Genomic DNA, 18,732 nt, shown 5'->3' on the forward strand with positions numbered 1-18,732 from the left:
CTTCTTTGTGATCCACTCTTCAAAGAAGAAAGGTTCAACTTTATATCCCCACGCAAAAACCTCCCAACAAATGATTCGTTGAGAGGAGACATGGCAGGCATATTTAATAAACGTTCATCACATTAGGTTTTGAACGCTGAACCTCCACCTTCTCCCATCCAGACTGTACTGTCGGCTTTGGAATTTCACCAAATCTGCTCGTATGTATTACATATAAGCTCGCGGGCTCAAAACAATTTGTTTTTTACCGCCGGTCGGGAATTTCACCCTGCCCCGAAGATAGACCAATATTTAATTATGAATTTATTATATGTTATCTCGAATTAAAAGTAAATAAAGAAGTTCTTTAATTCCTATTAAATTGATGTATTTTATAAACTTCATTACTGTTTTTATATGAAAAATAAGGAAATAAGTGCATAACCAACAGCATTATGACATATTTATAGTTTCAATTTTACGTTTATAATAGTGTATTTGATAACTAATCGTAAAGTTTGAAAAATATAATTGACAGAATTTTTTTAACATGGTAAATTATCAAATATTTGATGATAGTAAAATCCAAGGGAGATGTTCACGTCATGTATAATGTATTAGTAGCTGATTCAATTAGCAATGAAGGTCTTGCTCCACTGCTTGAAGCTCCTCATGTGAATCTTACGCGAAAAAAAGTTGAAGAAGTTGAGAATGATTTGCATACGTACGATGCGCTTTTAGTACGGAGTGCTACGACGGTTACAGAGGATTTGCTGGCAAAAATGCCGAATTTAAAAATTGTTGCCCGGGCTGGAGTAGGTGTCGATAATATTGATATTGAAGCCTCAACCAAACGAGGGGTTGTCGTTATTAATGCGCCGAACGGAAATACCATTTCAACGGCGGAACATACATTTGCTATGATGGCTAGCTTGTTTCGGCATATTCCCCAAGGTAATGCTTCAGTTAAAGCGCGCGAATGGAACCGCTCAGCATTTGTTGGAACAGAGCTTAATCGCAAACACCTGGGCATTATAGGATTTGGACGAATTGGCTCAGAGCTTGCCAAACGCGCAAAAGCCTTCAATATGAGCGTTCACGTTTACGATCCTTTTTTAACATCTTCCCGAGCTGAAAAGCTAGGCGTAGAACTATTATCCCTGGATGAATTACTAGCAGCAGCGGATGTTATTACCGTGCACACTCCGCTTACGAGAGAAACAAAGGGATTGCTCAATCATGACACGTTAGCCAAAACAAAGAAGGGCGTGTTTTTATTAAACTGCGCACGCGGCGGGATCATTGATGAAAAAGCCTTAGTTCATTATTTAGAAATTGGCCATGTTCAAGGTGCAGCTATTGACGTATTTGAAGTTGAGCCGCCGATTGATAACCCTTTGTTACATTTTGATCAAGTTATTACAACTCCCCATTTAGGAGCTTCTACAAAAGAAGCCCAGCTTAACGTTGCTGAAGATGTGGCACATGACGTTTTGCGTTTTCTAGAAGGTAATCCTGTAAGCTCATCCATTAATTTACCGACGCTTTCTAAAGAAGTTTTTGAAAAAATTCAGCCGTTTACGAGCCTTACTAAACAAATGGGAGCTATTTTATCTCAATGCATGCGAGAACCTGTTCAGCATATCTCTATCTCCTACGGAGGTACAGTGACGGATTTAGAAACCACTTATATTACACGGAGCTTATTATCAGGCTTTTTAACTCATCGTATCGACTCACCTGTTAACGAAGTCAATGCTTCTATGATTGCCAAAGAACGAGGAATTACATTTGGTGAAAAAACATCGGAAGATACGCAAGGATATTCGAATATGATTGACGTTACCGTAACAGGCGAACAGCGTACATTTACCATTACGGGTACCTATATAGCCGGCTATGGACCTCGAATTGTTAATATTGATTCGTTTGATATTGATTTTTATCCGGAAGGACATCTTCTTTATATCCGTCACAGTGATCAGCCCGGAGTTATTGGAAATGTAGGGAAAGTACTTGGAGATTTACGTATTAACATTGCTACCATGCAAGTGGGCCGTAAGCAAAAAGGCGGAGAAGCCATTATGATGCTTACGTTTGATAAACTTTTAGATGATTCTGTCATTGCTTCGTTAAAACAAACAAGCGAAATTGTGACCATACAGCGTATTGAATTGTGACATTGAGAAAAAAGAGCCTGAGCGGCTCTTTTTTTATGGACTTATTTTTAATACTTGTCCTGCATTTAACATCGTATTTTCTAAATGATTCCACTTCCTTAGCTGATCCATATCTACTTCATATTTGACTGCGAGCTCAGATAATGTATCTCCTTGATGGATAAGAATACAGTTATCAGAAGTCTGATGTAACTGCTGAAAAACCGTGGCAGCTAAATCGCTTTTTACGTATACCGATAGTTTTTGATTGTCCAATTTGGCAAGTGGGTTTACTGCATTGGTTTTATCCGGATTCCAACTTCCTTGATGAACTTCAAAATGCAAATGTGCACCTGAAGATCGCCCTGTATTGCCAACTCGTCCAATGTTTTGACCTGCGGCTACACGATTTCCTTCTGTAACAAAACGTTCCTCTAGATGAGCATAGACCGTTTCGTATCCATTTGTTTGTTTGATAAAAACAACCTGTCCGTATGTATTTGAATAATAAGAGCGGCTCACCACTCCTTTTGCAACAGCATACACCTGTGTACCAACAGGTGCTGCTATATCAATTCCAAAGTGTTTGGCGTGACGTGAACCAAATATATCAGTTAAGACTCCTTCAACCGGCCACTCCCACTGCTTCTCTTCTGCTTTTACCATTTGCCCGCCCAAAAATAAAAGACCTATACACAATCCCATTACTAATACAACCAATATTCTTCTTAACACGTCAATCATGAAGAAAGAACCTCCTATGTAGATCATTGCACACAAAACATACTATATGCCAATTCCTTCTCTTTTAGACTTGTTTATAGAAAAAATAAAGAGATGTGATTCAGTGGAGAATCACATCTCTTTGTTATTCTTATTATTTCAGCCGAACAAACTGTTATTTAGCATGTTTTTACTTTGGCAATTTGATAAAGAAAGTTGTTCCTTCATTTAATTCACTTTCAACCGCAATGATCCCTTGATGTGCCTCCACGATATTTTTGGCGATTGCAAGCCCAAGACCAGTTCCTGACTTCCCTCTCGTTCTGGCTTTATCCGCTTTATAAAATCGTTCAAATACAAATGGAAGATCTTCTTTCGGAATGCCTGCTCCTGTATCTTGAACAGAAAGATGGATTTCGGATTGACTTTTATCAAGATGCAGCTTTACTTCTCCGTAGTCATCCGTATGACGAATAGCATTATCAATTAAGTTTGTCAGCACTTGTTCCATACGGTCTGAATCAATCATCGCTTCAAATTCATCTTCTATTTTTCCATTAAGAGACAGTTTAATATGTTTTTCCTTAGCTAACCCTTGAAACTTACGCAAAACACGTTCTGTAAATTCAACCATTGCTACAGATTCTAAGTGAAGCTGCACATGTCCCGCTTCCATTCGCGCCAAATCTAAAAGTTCATTTACAAGCCGGCCCATACGGAGTGATTCATCATAAATCACCTGTGCAATTTCTTTCTTTTCTTCATCCGTACTTGCAATGTCGTCAATAATAGCTTCACTATAACCTTGAAGCATAGAAATAGGTGTACGCAATTCATGAGACACGTTTGCAATAAAATCTTTTCTCGATTTATCAAGTTTACGCTCTTCAGACATATCCCGTAGTACGGCTACAGCACCGCGAATTTTCGTTTGATTATAGAGCGGTGACATTAAAATGACCCACGTTTTCCCTTGAATTTTCAATTCTGCACTTCGCTCCGTTTCAGTCTCTACTACCGTTTGAAACAAATGGACAACGTTTGCTGGAAGCTCAGGCACCTGCTGATTGTTGACATCCTGCTCGTAATACCAAGTCTGAAGAAAATGCTCCGCTGGGGGATTGGTAATTAAAATCGATCCGTCTCTACTAAACGTAATAACACCGTCTGCCATACTGCTTAAAATACTTGAAAGCTGCTCTTTTTCCTGATTAAGCGCATTGAGGTTAAACTTTAACTGCCTGCCCATTTGATTAAAAGCAATCGCTAACTCTCCAATTTCATCGTGAGTTAAAATAGGTACTTTTGTATCAAAGTTGCCTTTTGTTACTTCAAATGCCGCCTGCCTCATTTTTCTAAGAGGCGCTGTAATTCGAGTGGATAAGAAAAAAGCAAAGATAGTAGTTAAAATAATAGCAATACCTGCAGCCAATAAAATGAACTTAGTCGTATATTGAGCGGGTTCTTCAATTTCAGAAAGAGATTGATACAAATAAACGCCGCCTGTCGGTTTGTTATCTTTCATTAAAGGTACACCGACAACAAACATTAAAGGTTCATCACTCGTGTCTTTCTTTGTGGTCATGTACATTTTTTCCCGTATTACTTTACCTTTTTCAACCACTTGATTTAGCTGATCGTTTTGTTTAACAATGGCCGAAATAGCTTTCTTATTTTCTTTATCAGGATGTGTGGAATGCCAATAAAAATCTTTGTCTTGAACAATAACTACACTTGCTTGGTCTGCAAGTTCACGAGCAATGGATAGTCCTAGTTTTTCATCGTCCGTTTCCTGCACAATGGTAGAGATTTTAGCAGCCGTTTTAGTTAAACGGTTTTCTGCATCTACAACATGATAATTTTCAAAAAACTGAAGCAATAAAATAGTCAAAATAAATAAAACAAGCGTGACGAGCAATAGGATAGTAAACCATAGTTTACCAACTACACTTCTCCAAAACATCAGTTATTTTCAACCTCAAATTTATACCCTACTCCCCATACGGTTACAATCATTTTCGCCGCTTGTGACGATACACGATTTAACTTTTCACGCAAACGCTTGACGTGCGTATCTACCGTACGAAGATCTCCAAAGAAATCATAATGCCATACTTCACGCAGCAGCTGCTCTCTGTCATATACTTTATCTGGCGTTTTTGCAAGGTAGCATAATAATTCATATTCTTTTGGAGTTAAGTTAACTTCTTTTCCGTCTGCTGTAACGCGATGTGCATCATTATCAATCGTTAAGTGATCAAAGACAATAAGATTTTTCACGCTCGTTTCTGGCTGAATAAACGTTGCTTGAGAAGAACGTCGAAGCAGTGCTTTTACGCGAAGAACCACTTCTCTTGGGCTAAATGGCTTAACGATATAATCATCTGTACCTACTTCAAATCCTTGGACTCTGTTTACTTCTTCCCCTTTAGCTGTAAGCATGATAATAGGAGTTGCTTTTTTCTCCCGAATTTGTTTACAAACCTCAATACCATCTATGCCGGGCATCATTAAATCTAATACAATCAAATCATAATCTATGTGTAACGCTTTTTCGATTGCTTCATGCCCATCGGCTGCTTCTTCAATGATGTATCCTTCTTTTTCTAAGTACATTTTTAACAATCGTCTAATGCGATCTTCATCGTCTACTAGCAGTAATCTTTGTTCGTTTTGCATGTATTTTCAACCTCCTAGTCTTAGTGTACAAAAAAAAACCGGCGAGTTCTACTTATGATACCCAAACAATGTGACAATTCGTGAACACCTTTACGAAAAACAGCTTTTTTTACCAAAAAGAGGCTGAGACGCAACGAAATCCATGCAATCTACAGCTGAATAAATAAAATAAAGAAGCTAGTAGGGATCGCTTGTTTCAAGGCTATAAGCACCTACATACACGAACCTTGCGTTCACCATCTCAATGAAAAAATCCGAACGAATGAGATTCTCCATCAAGAATCTCATTCGTTCGGATCTTCCTTCAACTAAAATATCTTCATTTCAGCCTCTATTCTATTATTAAAGGTTACGCATATGAATGTAAACCTGCAATAATTAGGTTCACAGCCACTAAGTTGAACATAATGATGGCAAACCCGCCAACTGCCAGCCAAGCTGATTTTTCACCGTGCCACCCTTTCGACAGCCGAAGATGAAGAAAAGCGGCGTAAAATAAAAAGGTGATCAGCGCCCACACCTCTTTAGGGTCCCACCCCCAAAAGCGCGTCCAGGCCATCTGAGCCCAAATCATAGCAAAAATAAGTGCTCCTAGTGTAAAAATAGGAAATCCAATCGCCACTGCTCTGTAGCTTACTTCATCAAGCAAGTCGCTGTTTACCTGCTTCACAAGCGGCTGCAGCGCGGCTCCAATTCGCTTCCGTAAAATAAGACGAATCAGCCAATATAATACAAAGCCACCGCCTAACGACCAAATAACCGTATTTAATTTTTTAGCATTGATAATAGCGGGCATATCAATAAGTGGCTGTATATCGTTCCCATCTGTCCACTCACTTTGATGCGGTCCCACTAGCGGAACCATATGATATACGACTTGCTCTTGTTCTCCACTTTTATTAACCCAATTAAATGATGACTCGTAGTGAGCCGCATTAAAAGCCAGCGTCACCGCTACAAACCCGAGCGTACTAATAAGCGTATACAGGATGAATTCCAGCCAAAATGCTTTTTTATTTCGCTTGGATTGGTCAATCGTTTTGATTAAATAAATCAATCCTGCAACAAAGCTAATGGAAAGCACGGCTTCACCGGTAGCTGCGGTTGTAACGTGGATATGCAGCCAATTCGTTTGGAGAGCCGGTATCAGCGGCGTAATTTCAGTTGGAAACATGCTTGCATAGGCAATGATTAAAAGAGCCACCGGCAATGCAAAAAGTCCAAGCATGCTAAGACGATAAATAAAGTAAATAACAATAAATGCGCCAACAAGCATCATGCCAAAAAACGTCGTAAATTCAAATAAATTACTAACAGGAGCGTGGCCTGATGCAATCCACCTTGTAATAAAGTAGCCAATCTGTGCAATAAATCCGATGATGGTAACCGCAATTCCAAACGTTGCCCACTTTGTTTTCTTTTGAGCTGCTCGCTTATCTCGAATAGCTCCTCCGAAAAAAAAGGTTGCAACTAAATAAGCAATAAACGCCACATACAGTAAATTACTACTTATACTCGCGTAATCCATGCTTTTTCCTCCTATTTTGTTTCTTTATCATTTTGGTCCTTCAGCTGTGTAAGAGATGTTGATTCTAATAAACCATTTAGTTCTTTTTTAAGCCCATACCAGTTTTTATTTGTATGTGCGGCCAACCATATCTCATTATTGACTTTTTGAATCCACATGCGGCGATGATTCCAATACATCCCTTGAATTACACCAATCATAAAGATGGCTCCGCCAATTCCTAAAAACCAAAGCGTATAGTCTCTGCGAACGGTTAACCCTGTTACATTTTTCGTTTCCACACCAGCAAAGGTCATTTTATAATCGTTATTTCCTAGCGGCTCCAAGTTCTCTCTAATTCCAACAAAAGCAACTTCCCCTTTTTTATGCTGAGGCGTAATCATTTTAAATACAAAAGCAGGATTGTTAGGCACTCTGGTCTTTGTATTTGGATTTCCTTCATCATCAAAGAAAAAGTCTGGAAAGTAGCTCATGAGCTTGACTTTATATCCGTTTTTTAAATCATATGTTTCTTTTGGATTATGTAAATCTACTGTAAGTGAACCAACGTTTCTATTTGCATTTTTATCTGTTAAATGGAAAGACATAGAGCTAAATTCATTTAACTTAAAATCCACTTGGTACATGGCATATCCTTCAAACTTAAGCGGCTGATTCACACGAATCTCTGAATCTTTTATTTTCTTTAACTTTGGATCTGCTCCCGGTATAAGCTTTCCTTCGCGCTTATACAAACTAACATCCGCTTCATATTTTTTGGCTACTTTATTATTCCCTGCACGATCGATTGCTTCTTGAAACACGGCGCTTTCGCTATCTTTATCATACGTTTCAACAGTAAAACGATGGTTTTTCAAAAAATACTCTCCGTTCGTCCCAGGAATAACTTTTGTTTCACCTTCACGGATCCAAAGAACTTCATCTATATACATACCTGGTACAAATCTAAGCATAGCACCTAGTAAAAAGATAATGAGACCGATATGATTAACGTATGGACCCCATCTTGAGAAGCGTCCTTTTTCAGCCAGCAGATTGCCGTTTTCTTCACGAATAGAGTATCTTCTTTTTTTGAGCATGCTTTTTACATGTTCATAATCTTGATCCGTCCACGATGATGAAATGCTATATAAACGCTGTCTTTTTAAGAAGTTTGGATGTTTTGTTACACTCTGCTTTTTTAGAGCTCGGTACAAAGGCACTACTCGATCTAAACTGCAAATGACTAACGACATTCCTAAAGCAGCAATTAAAAGCAAGTACCACCATGATTCATATAAATGATGAAAACCTAACTTATAATAAAGCTCTCCTGTCCATCCATATTCCTTTTGATAATACTCATCGGCTGTCACATTAGGTGGTATGTAAGCTTCTTGAGGATAAATGGTTCCGACTGCAGACGCAACAAGCGTCACAATAATGATCCAAATGCCTACCTTTACAGAAGAGAAAAAATTCCATACTTTATCGATAACTGTTTTATTGTACGTTTGCGATCGCCTTGCGCTTCCTTCATAACGCATATCTACTAATTTATCAGTTGTTTCTTCTGCAATTGGTTTACCACAGGCTTCACACAAAATCGTACCATGCGGGTTAACGTGTCCACACTCACATTTCACGTGTTTCATTGTCAACACTCCCTATGGTTTAATTTCTTCCATGTATTCTTTTATTTTAGATTCTTCCAACCCGCCAATAAAGCTGTCTACAATCTTTCCGTTTTTATCAATTAAAAATGTAGTCGGAAGAGGATCTATTCCGTACGCACCCAAAACTTGTGAATCTTTATCCATCAAAATTGGAAACGATAGCCCGTATTGTTTAGCAAACTGCTCTACCGCTATATTCGTTTCTGCAACGTTAACAGCTAAAATTTCAACGCCTTGCTTTTTATATGCTGCATACTGCTTTTCCATAGCCGGCATCTCTTGTTTACAGGGCTTGCACCACGTTCCCCAAAAATTCAAAAAAACTCCTTTACCTTTGTAATCTGATAGCTGATGAGTTTCTCCATTAACATCTCTTAATATAAAGTCAGGTGCCTTATCTCCTACTGATACCTTTTGTTTATCAGCAAAAAATTGAGCATAAAGGGTATATCCAACCGCGCACAGCAAAACTGCTAATATCACTGTTCGAATAATCAAGCGCTTTTTTTTCATGGCACGAACTCCTTTTAACCGCTTTCAATACGCTTTTTTTCTACCATTATATCATTTTTTTGGTAGTGGCTTTCCGATAATATTTCGACGTTTCTGTGAAGTCTTCCTCTCATTCTACAAGTTCGACATTTTTTCAAAAAACCTTGCTTGTTTTTCTAATTCACGACATTTTTCATAAAAAAAACAGGTAAGTGAAAATTACTTACCTGTTTGAGACATTGAATATAATTGTTTGACTTCATGCGCTGTAAGCTCACGAGCTTCTCCTGCATTTAATCCGCGTAAATCTAAAGGTCCGTAGCGCTCACGTTTTAATTTTAAGACAGAATGTCCGATTGCATCGAACATACGACGTACTTGACGATTTTTCCCTTCGTGAATCGTCAATTCCACAATTGCCGTCTGCTTGCTTTTATCAATAGAAAGAACTTTCGCACGAGCTGGTGCTGTTTTTCCGTCCTCAAGCATCACACCGCGCTGCAGCTGTCTGATGCTTTCACGACTTGGGATTCCTTTAATTTTAGCTACATACACTTTATCCACTTCAAATTTCGGGTGCATTAGCTGATTAGCAAATTCACCATCATTTGTTAAAAGAAGTAGACCCGACGTATCATAGTCCAGACGTCCAATCGGGTAAATTCTTTCTTCTACATGCGGAAAGAAGTCAACGACTGTTTTTCTTCCTTTGTCGTCGTTAGCAGCTGAAATCACGCCTCTTGGTTTGTATAGCATAAAATAAACGGGCGCTTCGCTTTCTACCGGCACTTCGTCTACTTCAATTTTATCGTTAGGACCTACTTTCGTGCCCAATTCTCTTACAACTTTTCCATTTACTTTCACTCGGCCTTGGCCGATTAATTCTTCAGCTTTACGTCTTGATGCTACACCTGCGTGAGCAATCACTTTTTGTAATCGTTCCATTAACACTTCACCTCTTGTAACATCTTACTTGTTTACGAAGTAATACACAAGTCTATTTGCCACTCAGAGGTAGAATTTTCGATTTCTTACCGGCCAAACACAAGGATTACAATGACAACTGAGGCAATAATTCCTACCAAATCTGCCAGTAAACCAACCTTCAGCGCATCTCCCATTTTTTTAATGCCAACCGCTCCGAAATAAACCGTTAAAATATAAAATGTGGTATCTGTACTTCCCTGCATGGTCGATGCCAAACGACCGATAAAAGAATCAGGTCCGTATGTAGAAATTAAATCCGTCGTGATACCAAGAGCAGCCGTTCCAGATATCGGTTTGATAAGAGCTAAAGGTACAATTTCAGCCGGAACGCCGACTGCTTGCAGCATAGGTTTTAAAACAGATAAGAAAAAATCAAGGGCTCCTGAAGCTCGAAAAATAGAGATGCTCACTAACATGCCGACTAAGTAAGGAATGATGGAAAAAGCAATTTGTAATCCGTCTTTCCCTCCCTCTACAAACTTTTCATACGTAGGAATTTTTTTATAGGTCCCATAAAGTAAAATGCATCCTACAATAAGAGGAATAAACATCAATGATACTTGATTAAGCATCGTCATTTTCGTTTTCCTCCTTTTCGTGTACGTCGATAATAAAAGAAGCGATCAATGATGATAGCTCCTATCGTAGCTACAACAGTTGCTAAAAGCGTGGTACCGACAATTTCAGTAGGATTAGCCGAGTTATACGTAATCCGAATGGCAATAACTGTGGTTGGTATAAGTGTTAAACTGGTGGTGTTAAGTGCTAAAAGTGTGATCATAGAACGGCTTGCTTCGTCTCTATCGCCGTTTAGCTTTTTAAGCTGCTCCATCGCTTTAATGCCAAGAGGAGTTGCCGCATTCCCGAGTCCAAACATATTCGCCATCATATTGGACAATATGTACCCTAGGGCCGGATGATCTTTTGGAACATCAGGAAAAAGTCTTGTAATGATGGGTCGAAACAGTTTCGCTAACTTGTCGAGAAGCCCTGCACTTTGAGCAATATTCATCATCCCTAACCAAAAGACCAGCACGCTGATTAACCCAATGCTGATGGTCACTGCTTCGCCTGCTCCTTGAAAAATTGCTTTGTTTACATCACCAATTTTTCCATTTATAATCGCAAAAACAATTCCGATAATGGTCAGCAGCATCCAAATAACATTAACCATCTGTTTTGGCTCCAGACTGAATAAACATTAATCGCTTCACTTTATCAAAAAAACCTTTTTGCTGCTCGGACTGCTTTTCGAAATAAATTGGAACACTGTCAATCGTCTCTCCACTTCTATAAATATCGAGCTTTCCTACCACATTTGGAACTTCCCCTGTTTCTTTCCACTGCTTTTTAGGCTGAATTAACGTTGTTTTTACTTCTATAGAGCTTTGTTCTTTCTTTGTGAGCGGATAGACGACATTTCGTTTAATATACAGCTGATCTTTATAAAAAGAATCCTTTATATCTGCCAACTCGCCTTTTGCAGCTAAACTGGTCATATCATATTTATCAAATGCATTTTCATACATGGAAATATGATCGTTCCAATCATCTGGGGCATTAATCGTTACGGCGATTAAATCCATTCCATCTTTTGTAGCAGTTGTCACAAGCGTTCGTTTTGCTAATTTTGTATACCCTGTTTTTCCGCCAGTACAGTATGCATATAGTGTTGTCAGCAGTTTATTTTTGTTTTTCCACACTCGATCCCATTTCTCTTCAGGATGCTTCATTCGATAGACTTTTGTTCCTGAAATCTCTTTGAAAATTTTATTATTCATTGCATAGCGCATGAGCAGAGCCATATCGTGCGCTGTTGAGCGATGATTTTCATGATCGTCTAATCCATGCGGATTTTTAAATGTTGTATTTGTCATGCCAATTTCTTCTGCTTTTTTATTCATCAAATAAACAAATCCATCTTCGCTTCCTCCAACGGCTTCTGCGATAGCTACAGCAGCATCATTACCTGAACGAAGCATCAGGCCATATACTAAATCTTTTAATTTTATTTTTTCACCTTCAACTAAATACACAGAAGAACCTTCAACACCAACTGCGCTGTGGCTAACGGTAACTGTTTTATTTATTTTGCCAGATTCAATCGCCAGTATTGCTGTCATAATTTTTGTAATGCTAGCAATTCGGCTAACTTGATCTGCATTTTTAGCATATAATACTCTCCCTGATTTCTGTTCCATCAAAATAGCACTATGAGCACTTACGCTCCCCGCTGCAGATGATGTGGAAGGCCAACCGCTGAGACATAGCAATACAATAAATAGATAGATGATACTTTTTTTGCTTCTTTTCATGTCATCCCCGTCCCTCTACCTGTTTGTACAAGTTTATGCTCGTCTTTTTTGGTTATGAATGAAAAGATTTGTCCATACAAAAAAGAACATAGAAAAAACTCTATGTTCTTTTACATTTTCACTTCATTTCTTGAAACGATTGGAAAAACAAATCTGCTTCTTGATCGGTTCCTTCTTGTAATAAATCTTCTGGAAGCGGCGGCAGCTCTTCGATACTTTTAAGCCCAAAATAGCCTAAAAATTCTTTTGTCGTTCCGTATAAGATGGCCCGACCTGCGCCTTCTGCTCGTCCCACTTCTTTTAATAAAACCTTTCCAATTAAAGTTTGAAGAGGTCTTTCCGTTTTCACTCCACGAATCTCTTCGATTTCAGCTCTTGTAATTGGCTGCTTATACGCTACAATTGCTAACGTTTCAAGCGCTGCTTGTGATAACGATTGATTAGCGGGAGCTTCTACGAGCTTCTCAATATATGGTGCATACTCTTTTTTTGTAACAAGCTGATAGGCCCCTCCTATTTCAACAAGTGTAACTCCTCTGAACTTACACTCTTGCTCTAAGCTCTCCAAAGCACCTTGAATGTCTTCATGAGGCTTTTCTATAATCTCAGCTAACCGGCTAATGGATAGACCTTCATCACCAGAAACAAAAAGTAAGCTCTCAATAATAGCCTGTAGATTATTCGTTGTCATTCCTCTTCATTCCTTTCTCGATACGATACATAAAGCTCGTCTAGATTGTGCTGCTGTTCCACAACGATTTCATTTTCTTTCATTAATTCCAGCACAGCTAAAAACGTTACAACAATATGATCACGCTCTTGATAAGGAAACAGCTGATAAAAACTTTTTTTCCCTTTAAAGGCTTTTAATTCATTCACAATTTCACTCATGCGCTTATCAATTGGAATGTCTTGCCTTGCTATTTTCGTCTGCATAGGCTTTTTGTTTTGCTTTCGCTTCATCAACTTTTGAAAAGCACTTAGCATATCATACAGTGATATATCCAATCCTTCATCCTGAGGCTGCGTACGTTCTTCTGCATTTATTTGCACATTACTTGGAGGTTTTGTATACACATGACTTTGGTCTTCTTCCAGCTTTTGAAGCTCTACAGCCGCTTCTTTAAACTTTCGATATTCAATTAAGCGCTGCATCAATTCTTCACGCGGATCTTCTTCATCGACCATTTCAATTTCATCCATATCTTCTTCATACGTAGGCAGAAGCATTTTACTTTTAATTTGAAGCAAAGTTGCTGCCATGACTAGATATTCACTGGCAACGTCTAGCTGAAGCTCATTCATTGTATGTATAAACATCATATATTGCTCAGTAATTGTCGCTACTGGGATATCGTAAATATCAATTTCAAATCGGTTAATCAAATGCAGAAGAAGATCTAAAGGTCCTTCAAACGCATCTACTTTTACACTATACTCCACTTTTATCTCACCAACACTTTTCAATTGCTTATCATTTCTGCTGCTTTATATAACGTTACTATCATTAGTATAGAGGATTATAGACACATGTCCAATACAAATTAACGTAAAAATAGGTCATTTGCCCATACAAAAAGTTTAAACATACATATGATGTCAAGGTAATAAGATTTTGAAATGGCTGAAGGAGGAACTCGCATGGGTGAAAAATCTTGTGGATACGGTAGCGGTTTCGCTTTAATTGTTGTACTGTTTATTTTATTAATTATTGTTGGTTGTTCTTGCTTACGCTTCTAACCACACATATTGAATAAAAACAAACGTGTTCGCCATACCTTGAGCACGTTTGTCTCTTTAAAGGCACCGCGCTGATGAATAGCTAATTTTTGTGATACACTACATATAGAGTCTTACCAGGAGGGAACAAGATTGTATTCACAAGCCTATATTGATTATTTAGTTCATTTTCATGGCGACCGGGATTACTTTGAATGTCATGAACTGCTAGAAGAACACTGGAAAAAAGACGAAAGAGGACGCCGCAATATTATTTGGGTTGGCCTTATTCAAATTGCTGTTTCACTCTATCATCATCGACGCCAAAATTTCGCTGGAGCCAAAAGAACGATGCAAAAGGCGCTGGCAATTTTAACGAAGGAAGAAGAAAATATTGCACAGCTTGGACTTAATTATCCTTCACTGCTTAAACTTCTTCGCAAACAATTAGCTTTAACCGATACCTATCAGCCATATAAAAGTATTAACTTGCCCATTGAAGATCCAGCATTATTACGGGCTTGCAAACAAAGAAGCACTGATAAACAGCTTGTCTGGTTATCAGCTTCTAATCTGCAAAATGATGCGATTGTTCATCGTCACAGCACGCGAGATCGGTCAGATGTGATTGCGGAAAGACAAGCGAACTTATTGGCAAAACAAAACAACAGGTAGCTAGAAGCTACCTGTTGTTTTATGATGACTAAGATGTGAAAGAAGCTTTCACACCTCGCCTAATCATGCTTTTTTTATTCATCCGCCTGACACTTTTCATAAAACGGAGCGATGATTTCACTCGGCTTAATTTGTGCAGTCGTATACATTTCTTTAAGAGCTTTAATCATTTTTTTGCCAATACCCTGTTGGCGGTGTGAAGGGTTTACACTGACGTGTTGAACCTCAATCAAACTTTTATCGAGCATGGAAATGCCAACAATCCCAATAATATCTTCTTCTTGCTTCCAAAGATACAGCTGCCAATGTTCGTTTTGCTCATATTCTTTCATCGTTTGTTGAAGTTTTTTTAAATCTTTTTCCGTAGGTACAAACGATAGAAGACCCATGGCAATTTTTTCATAGTTTCGTTTATAGCGAATAAGCATACGATTCTCCCTCGTCCTCAAACTTTCCTACAAATTAATGCGCTGCGTTTTTTACTGCTTTTATCATACAAAATTTATAAGTAAATAGCAATATTACACAAAAGCTTGTCCTATGTCATGCGTGTATGAGAAACCTAATCTATTACGCTTTTTGAGCTGTTGCGCGAAGAAAAAACGCCGTAACCCCCTGTAAAAGGTTGTTATGACGTTTTATCAGCTAATATCCATTTATAGCAATATGCTCTTATTCTTCCCAGACTTTTACTTCTTTCATTACGTCGCCATTTTTCATTTTTAACACTGTATCAAGTCCTTCTGTTACTTTCCCAAATACAGTGTGAACACCGTTCAAATGAGGCTGTGGCTCATGAACAAGAAAGAACTGACTGCCGCCTGTGTCTTTACCAGCATGTGCCATTGATAGAGAACCCGCTTCATGTTTGTGAGGGTTTCCTTCTGTTTCACATTTAATTGAGTAGCCAGGGCCGCCAGCACCTGTACCAGTTGGGTCTCCTCCTTGAGAAACAAATCCAGGGATAACGCGGTGGAACGTTACGCCGTTGTAGAATCCTTCATTAGCTAACTTTTCAAAGTTTTCTACTGTTCCTGGTGCTTCGTTCGGAAATAAATCGATTAGAATTTTTTCGCCATTTTCCATTAGAATACTTGCTTTTTTCATATAAATGACCTCCAATATATGTATTAGTACCGCTATAGGCTCTGTTTTCCCTATCAAAGCGGCAAAACGTAAAAGTTGTAAGTGCCACCTAGAGTAGAACACTTACATTTATAAACTCACTCTATTCTACTACAAACAAGCTCATGAATTCAATGAATGCACTTCTTCACTTTCTTCTCGTAGGGCTCTAAATAAAAAATAGTAGTTGTGAGATGAAACTTTTTATAGTATCATCCGTCTAATACAGTGATAGAGATACATAGATTTCATTTCATATAGAAATCTACGCCTCTAGACTGATTTATGGGAAAATGATGAATTGACTCTGTTACTTCAGACCTGCCCGTATTATAATAGGGCAAGTATGGGATTAAAGGAGGAAAAAGGTTTGAAATTAACGATAAAAGCAATGATGGTGACATTAGGTCTTCTTCTATTCCTAACCGCACCCTTAAAAAGTTTTGCAGATGCTGCGCCGGGCGATGTTATTATTACATTAGGTCAGGACTTAACCAGCTCTCAGAAGCAACAGGTATTAAATGACCTCGATGCACCAAGCAATGCTCAAACAGTAACCGTGACAAACCAAGAAGAGCATGAATATTTAGGTGACTTTATTCCAAAGGCTACTATTGGATCTCGTGCTATTTCATCTTCTAGTATTACCCTTGGTTCAAAAGATTCAGGTTTAAGCGTATCAACTCAAAATATTAATGGTATTACAGACGACATGTATATTAATGCTTTGATGACCGCCGGCGTTAAAGATGCAAAAATCCAGATTACCGCTCCATTTGAAGTATCTGGTACAGCTGCTTTAACAGGTATTATGAAAGCATATGAAGTTCAAACAGATCAAAAAATCCCAGAAGAAGTAAAAAAAGCAGCCAATGAAGAGATGGTCCAGACATCTCAGCTTGGTGAAAAAATCGGTAAAGAAAAAGCAGCGCAGTTTATGGCAACGATTAAAGAAGAAATTGCCAAAGAAAATCCTCAAACAAAGGATGATTTACGCACGTTAATTCAGCGAGTGGCTGATGATTTAGGTATTAAATTAACAGATTCAGAGCTTAATACACTTGTTGATTTTTTCAATCGTTTAAAAGATATGAACATCGATTGGAATCAAGTAAAAGACCAGCTTTCCGCGACAAAGGAAAAAGTAACAACCTTTCTTCAGTCAGAAGAAGGCCAATCATTTCTTGATAAATTAAAGCAATTCTTTGTTGATATTATTAATGCTATTAAATCGTTATTCTCATAAAAAAAGAGCCTCTTGAACAAGAGGCTCTTTTTTTTTACGTTAATCACTCGTTACTTTTTTACCGTCACTTTGTATTTCACGTCATTTTTTACAATGTCTTCATACGTTTCGCGTTTTACGACTAGCTGTGCTTCTCCATCTTCTACGAACACGACAGCTGGCTTTGGCAAACGGTTATAGTGACTTGCCATAGAATAACCGTATGCGCCTGTACAAAACATCGCTAATAAATCATCTGGGTTTGCTTTTGGAAGATGTACATCCCACATCAGCATATCCCCCGATTCGCAGCACTTACCCGCAATAGATACAAGCTCATCACTCTCATCATTCATTCGATTGGCAATGACCGCTTCATATTTCGCTTGATACAGCGCCGGACGGATATTGTCGTTCATTCCTCCATCAATCGCTACATATTCACGTACATTAGGCACATGTTTACGAGAACCAATTGAATACAGGGTCGTTCCAGCATCTCCTACAAGAGAGCGGCCGGGTTCAATCCAAATTTCAGGAATTTCTACCTCTAACTGTTTGGACTGCTTTTTGACCTCTTCTATAATAACTTCCACATACTGCGAAACAGGAATAGGCTGATCTTCTTCCGTATAACGAATACCAAAGCCCCCGCCTAAATTTAATACTTGCGGAACAAATTCTATACGTTGTTTCCACTCTTTCATTTTTGCAAAAAGCTTTTGAGTCGCCATAATAAATCCGGTTGTTTCAAAAATTTGAGATCCTATATGACAGTGAATACCCAAAAGTTCTAGCCCCTTGCTATTTTGTACAAGACGCACAGCTTCGTCTGCTTGACCGTTTTGAAGATCAAACCCAAACTTCGAGTCTTCCTGCCCTGTCAAGATATAATCATGTGTATGAGCTTCAATTCCGGGTGTTAATCTGAGAAGAACAGGCATCTTTTTTTGATACTGTTCCGTTATTTCCTGAAGTAATGAAATCTCATAAAAATTGTCAACTACAATACATCCTACATCTTCTTTGATAGCCATTTCTAGTTCTGCTCGGCTTTTATTGTTTCCATGAAAATGAATCCGTTCTTTCGGAAAGTCAGCTGCTAAAGCCGTGTACAGTTCTCCTCCCGAAACAACGTCTAACGAAAGACCTTCTTCATGAACGACTTGGACCATGGCAATTGTAGAAAAAGCTTTGCTTGCATAAGCGACCTGTGCTTTTACCCCATGCTTTTCAAATGTTTCTTTAAATCCTCTAGCACGCTGCCGAATTAAAGCCACGTCATATACGTAAAGGGGTGTCCCAAAATTTGATGCTAATTCAACCGTATCAACTCCACCAATTTCAAGATGACCCTGCTTATTTATGCGACTTGTTCCGTGTAAAAACATGTTTAGACCCCGTTCCTGTGTATAGTGTAAAAAAGACAGTTAACGGCAATTCGCTGCTAACTGTCTAAATATTTATTATT

19 protein-coding genes and 1 riboswitch are annotated in these 18,732 nt (G+C 38.4%); of the genes, 4 read left to right on the forward strand and 15 right to left on the reverse strand.

What is annotated here, in order from left to right; genetic code table 11:
- Positions 1–142: 142 nt before the first annotated feature.
- Positions 143–285: riboswitch (FMN riboswitch) on the reverse strand.
- A gap of 299 nt (positions 286–584) precedes the next feature.
- The gene (gene serA / locus AC1D0Y_RS02975; RefSeq protein ID WP_060747010.1) at positions 585–2,159 is read left to right on the forward strand and encodes a phosphoglycerate dehydrogenase; all 1,575 of its coding nucleotides are present in this window, start codon (positions 585–587) and stop codon (positions 2,157–2,159) included.
- A 33-nt stretch (positions 2,160–2,192) separates the two neighbouring features.
- Here serA and AC1D0Y_RS02980 read toward each other — a convergent pair whose 3' ends face one another.
- The 12 genes from AC1D0Y_RS02980 to AC1D0Y_RS03035 all read right to left on the reverse strand — a co-directional run bounded on the left by AC1D0Y_RS02980 (position 2,193) and on the right by AC1D0Y_RS03035 (position 13,960).
- The gene (locus AC1D0Y_RS02980; RefSeq protein WP_477707331.1) at positions 2,193–2,882 is read right to left on the reverse strand and encodes a peptidoglycan DD-metalloendopeptidase family protein; all 690 of its coding nucleotides are present in this window, start codon (positions 2,880–2,882) and stop codon (positions 2,193–2,195) included.
- 169 nt (positions 2,883–3,051) lie between these two features.
- Positions 3,052–4,824 carry an ATP-binding protein gene (locus tag AC1D0Y_RS02985; RefSeq protein ID WP_028410715.1) on the reverse strand — a complete coding sequence of 591 codons (1,773 nt, stop codon included), beginning with the start codon at positions 4,822–4,824 and terminating at the stop codon, positions 3,052–3,054.
- Positions 4,824–5,540, reverse strand: a complete 717-nt coding sequence (locus AC1D0Y_RS02990; RefSeq protein ID WP_013059051.1) for a response regulator transcription factor — start codon at positions 5,538–5,540, stop codon at positions 4,824–4,826. Before AC1D0Y_RS02990 ends, AC1D0Y_RS02985 begins: the two co-directional genes overlap by 1 nt.
- 349 nt (positions 5,541–5,889) lie before the next feature.
- On the reverse strand, positions 5,890–7,068 hold the full coding sequence (ccsB, locus tag AC1D0Y_RS02995) for a c-type cytochrome biogenesis protein CcsB (protein WP_028410714.1): 1,179 nt from the start codon (positions 7,066–7,068) through the stop codon (positions 5,890–5,892).
- An 11-nt stretch (positions 7,069–7,079) separates the two neighbouring features.
- A complete protein-coding gene (resB, locus tag AC1D0Y_RS03000; protein WP_136789626.1) occupies positions 7,080–8,702 on the reverse strand; it encodes a cytochrome c biogenesis protein ResB in 1,623 nt (540 codons plus the stop codon).
- A 12-nt stretch (positions 8,703–8,714) separates the two neighbouring features.
- A complete protein-coding gene (resA, locus tag AC1D0Y_RS03005) occupies positions 8,715–9,236 on the reverse strand; it encodes a thiol-disulfide oxidoreductase ResA (protein ID WP_028410712.1) in 522 nt (173 codons plus the stop codon).
- A 198-nt stretch (positions 9,237–9,434) separates the two neighbouring features.
- A complete protein-coding gene (locus AC1D0Y_RS03010) occupies positions 9,435–10,160 on the reverse strand; it encodes a pseudouridine synthase (protein ID WP_286127732.1) in 726 nt (241 codons plus the stop codon).
- An 86-nt stretch (positions 10,161–10,246) separates the two neighbouring features.
- A complete protein-coding gene (locus tag AC1D0Y_RS03015) occupies positions 10,247–10,780 on the reverse strand; it encodes a spore maturation protein (RefSeq protein ID WP_013084923.1) in 534 nt (177 codons plus the stop codon).
- Complete coding sequence (locus AC1D0Y_RS03020; RefSeq protein ID WP_043976337.1) at positions 10,777–11,376, reverse strand: nucleoside recognition domain-containing protein; 600 nt, start codon at positions 11,374–11,376, stop codon at positions 10,777–10,779. Before AC1D0Y_RS03020 ends, AC1D0Y_RS03015 begins: the two co-directional genes overlap by 4 nt.
- Complete coding sequence (locus AC1D0Y_RS03025; RefSeq protein ID WP_477707332.1) at positions 11,369–12,517, reverse strand: D-alanyl-D-alanine carboxypeptidase family protein; 1,149 nt, start codon at positions 12,515–12,517, stop codon at positions 11,369–11,371. The genes AC1D0Y_RS03020 and AC1D0Y_RS03025 overlap by 8 nt, the downstream gene beginning before the upstream one ends.
- Before the next feature lie 118 nt (positions 12,518–12,635).
- Positions 12,636–13,208, reverse strand: coding sequence for an SMC-Scp complex subunit ScpB (scpB, locus tag AC1D0Y_RS03030; RefSeq protein WP_013059059.1), 573 nt, complete (start codon positions 13,206–13,208; stop codon positions 12,636–12,638).
- Positions 13,205–13,960: a segregation/condensation protein A gene (locus tag AC1D0Y_RS03035; protein WP_013059060.1), complete on the reverse strand. Its 756-nt coding sequence runs from the start codon at positions 13,958–13,960 to the stop codon at positions 13,205–13,207. The genes scpB and AC1D0Y_RS03035 overlap by 4 nt, the downstream gene beginning before the upstream one ends.
- A 198-nt stretch (positions 13,961–14,158) precedes the next feature.
- Here AC1D0Y_RS03035 and AC1D0Y_RS03040 point away from each other — a divergent pair, with 198 nt between their 5' ends.
- Positions 14,159–14,257, forward strand: a complete 99-nt coding sequence (locus AC1D0Y_RS03040) for a YjcZ family sporulation protein (protein WP_170836726.1) — start codon at positions 14,159–14,161, stop codon at positions 14,255–14,257.
- A 132-nt stretch (positions 14,258–14,389) separates the two neighbouring features.
- On the forward strand, positions 14,390–14,911 hold the full coding sequence (locus tag AC1D0Y_RS03045; protein WP_028410710.1) for a DUF309 domain-containing protein: 522 nt from the start codon (positions 14,390–14,392) through the stop codon (positions 14,909–14,911).
- 74 nt (positions 14,912–14,985) lie between these two features.
- Here AC1D0Y_RS03045 and AC1D0Y_RS03050 read toward each other — a convergent pair whose 3' ends face one another.
- Entirely contained in the window at positions 14,986–15,339 is a 354-nt protein-coding gene (locus AC1D0Y_RS03050) for a GNAT family N-acetyltransferase (protein ID WP_013059063.1), read from the reverse strand.
- Positions 15,340–15,583: 244 nt separating this feature from the next.
- Positions 15,584–16,018 (reverse strand): peptidylprolyl isomerase, encoded by a 435-nt coding sequence (locus AC1D0Y_RS03055; protein WP_013059064.1) that lies wholly within the window; start codon positions 16,016–16,018, stop codon positions 15,584–15,586.
- 388 nt (positions 16,019–16,406) lie between these two features.
- Here AC1D0Y_RS03055 and AC1D0Y_RS03060 point away from each other — a divergent pair, with 388 nt between their 5' ends.
- A complete protein-coding gene (locus AC1D0Y_RS03060; RefSeq protein ID WP_102812629.1) occupies positions 16,407–17,282 on the forward strand; it encodes a DUF1002 domain-containing protein in 876 nt (291 codons plus the stop codon).
- 50 nt (positions 17,283–17,332) lie between these two features.
- Here the strand turns inward: AC1D0Y_RS03060 and lysA are convergent, their stop codons facing one another.
- Entirely contained in the window at positions 17,333–18,652 is a 1,320-nt protein-coding gene (gene lysA / locus AC1D0Y_RS03065; protein ID WP_028410709.1) for a diaminopimelate decarboxylase, read from the reverse strand.
- Between the last annotated feature and the right edge of the window lie 80 nt (positions 18,653–18,732).

The organism is Priestia sp. P1_B12_1 (assembly GCF_056406695.1).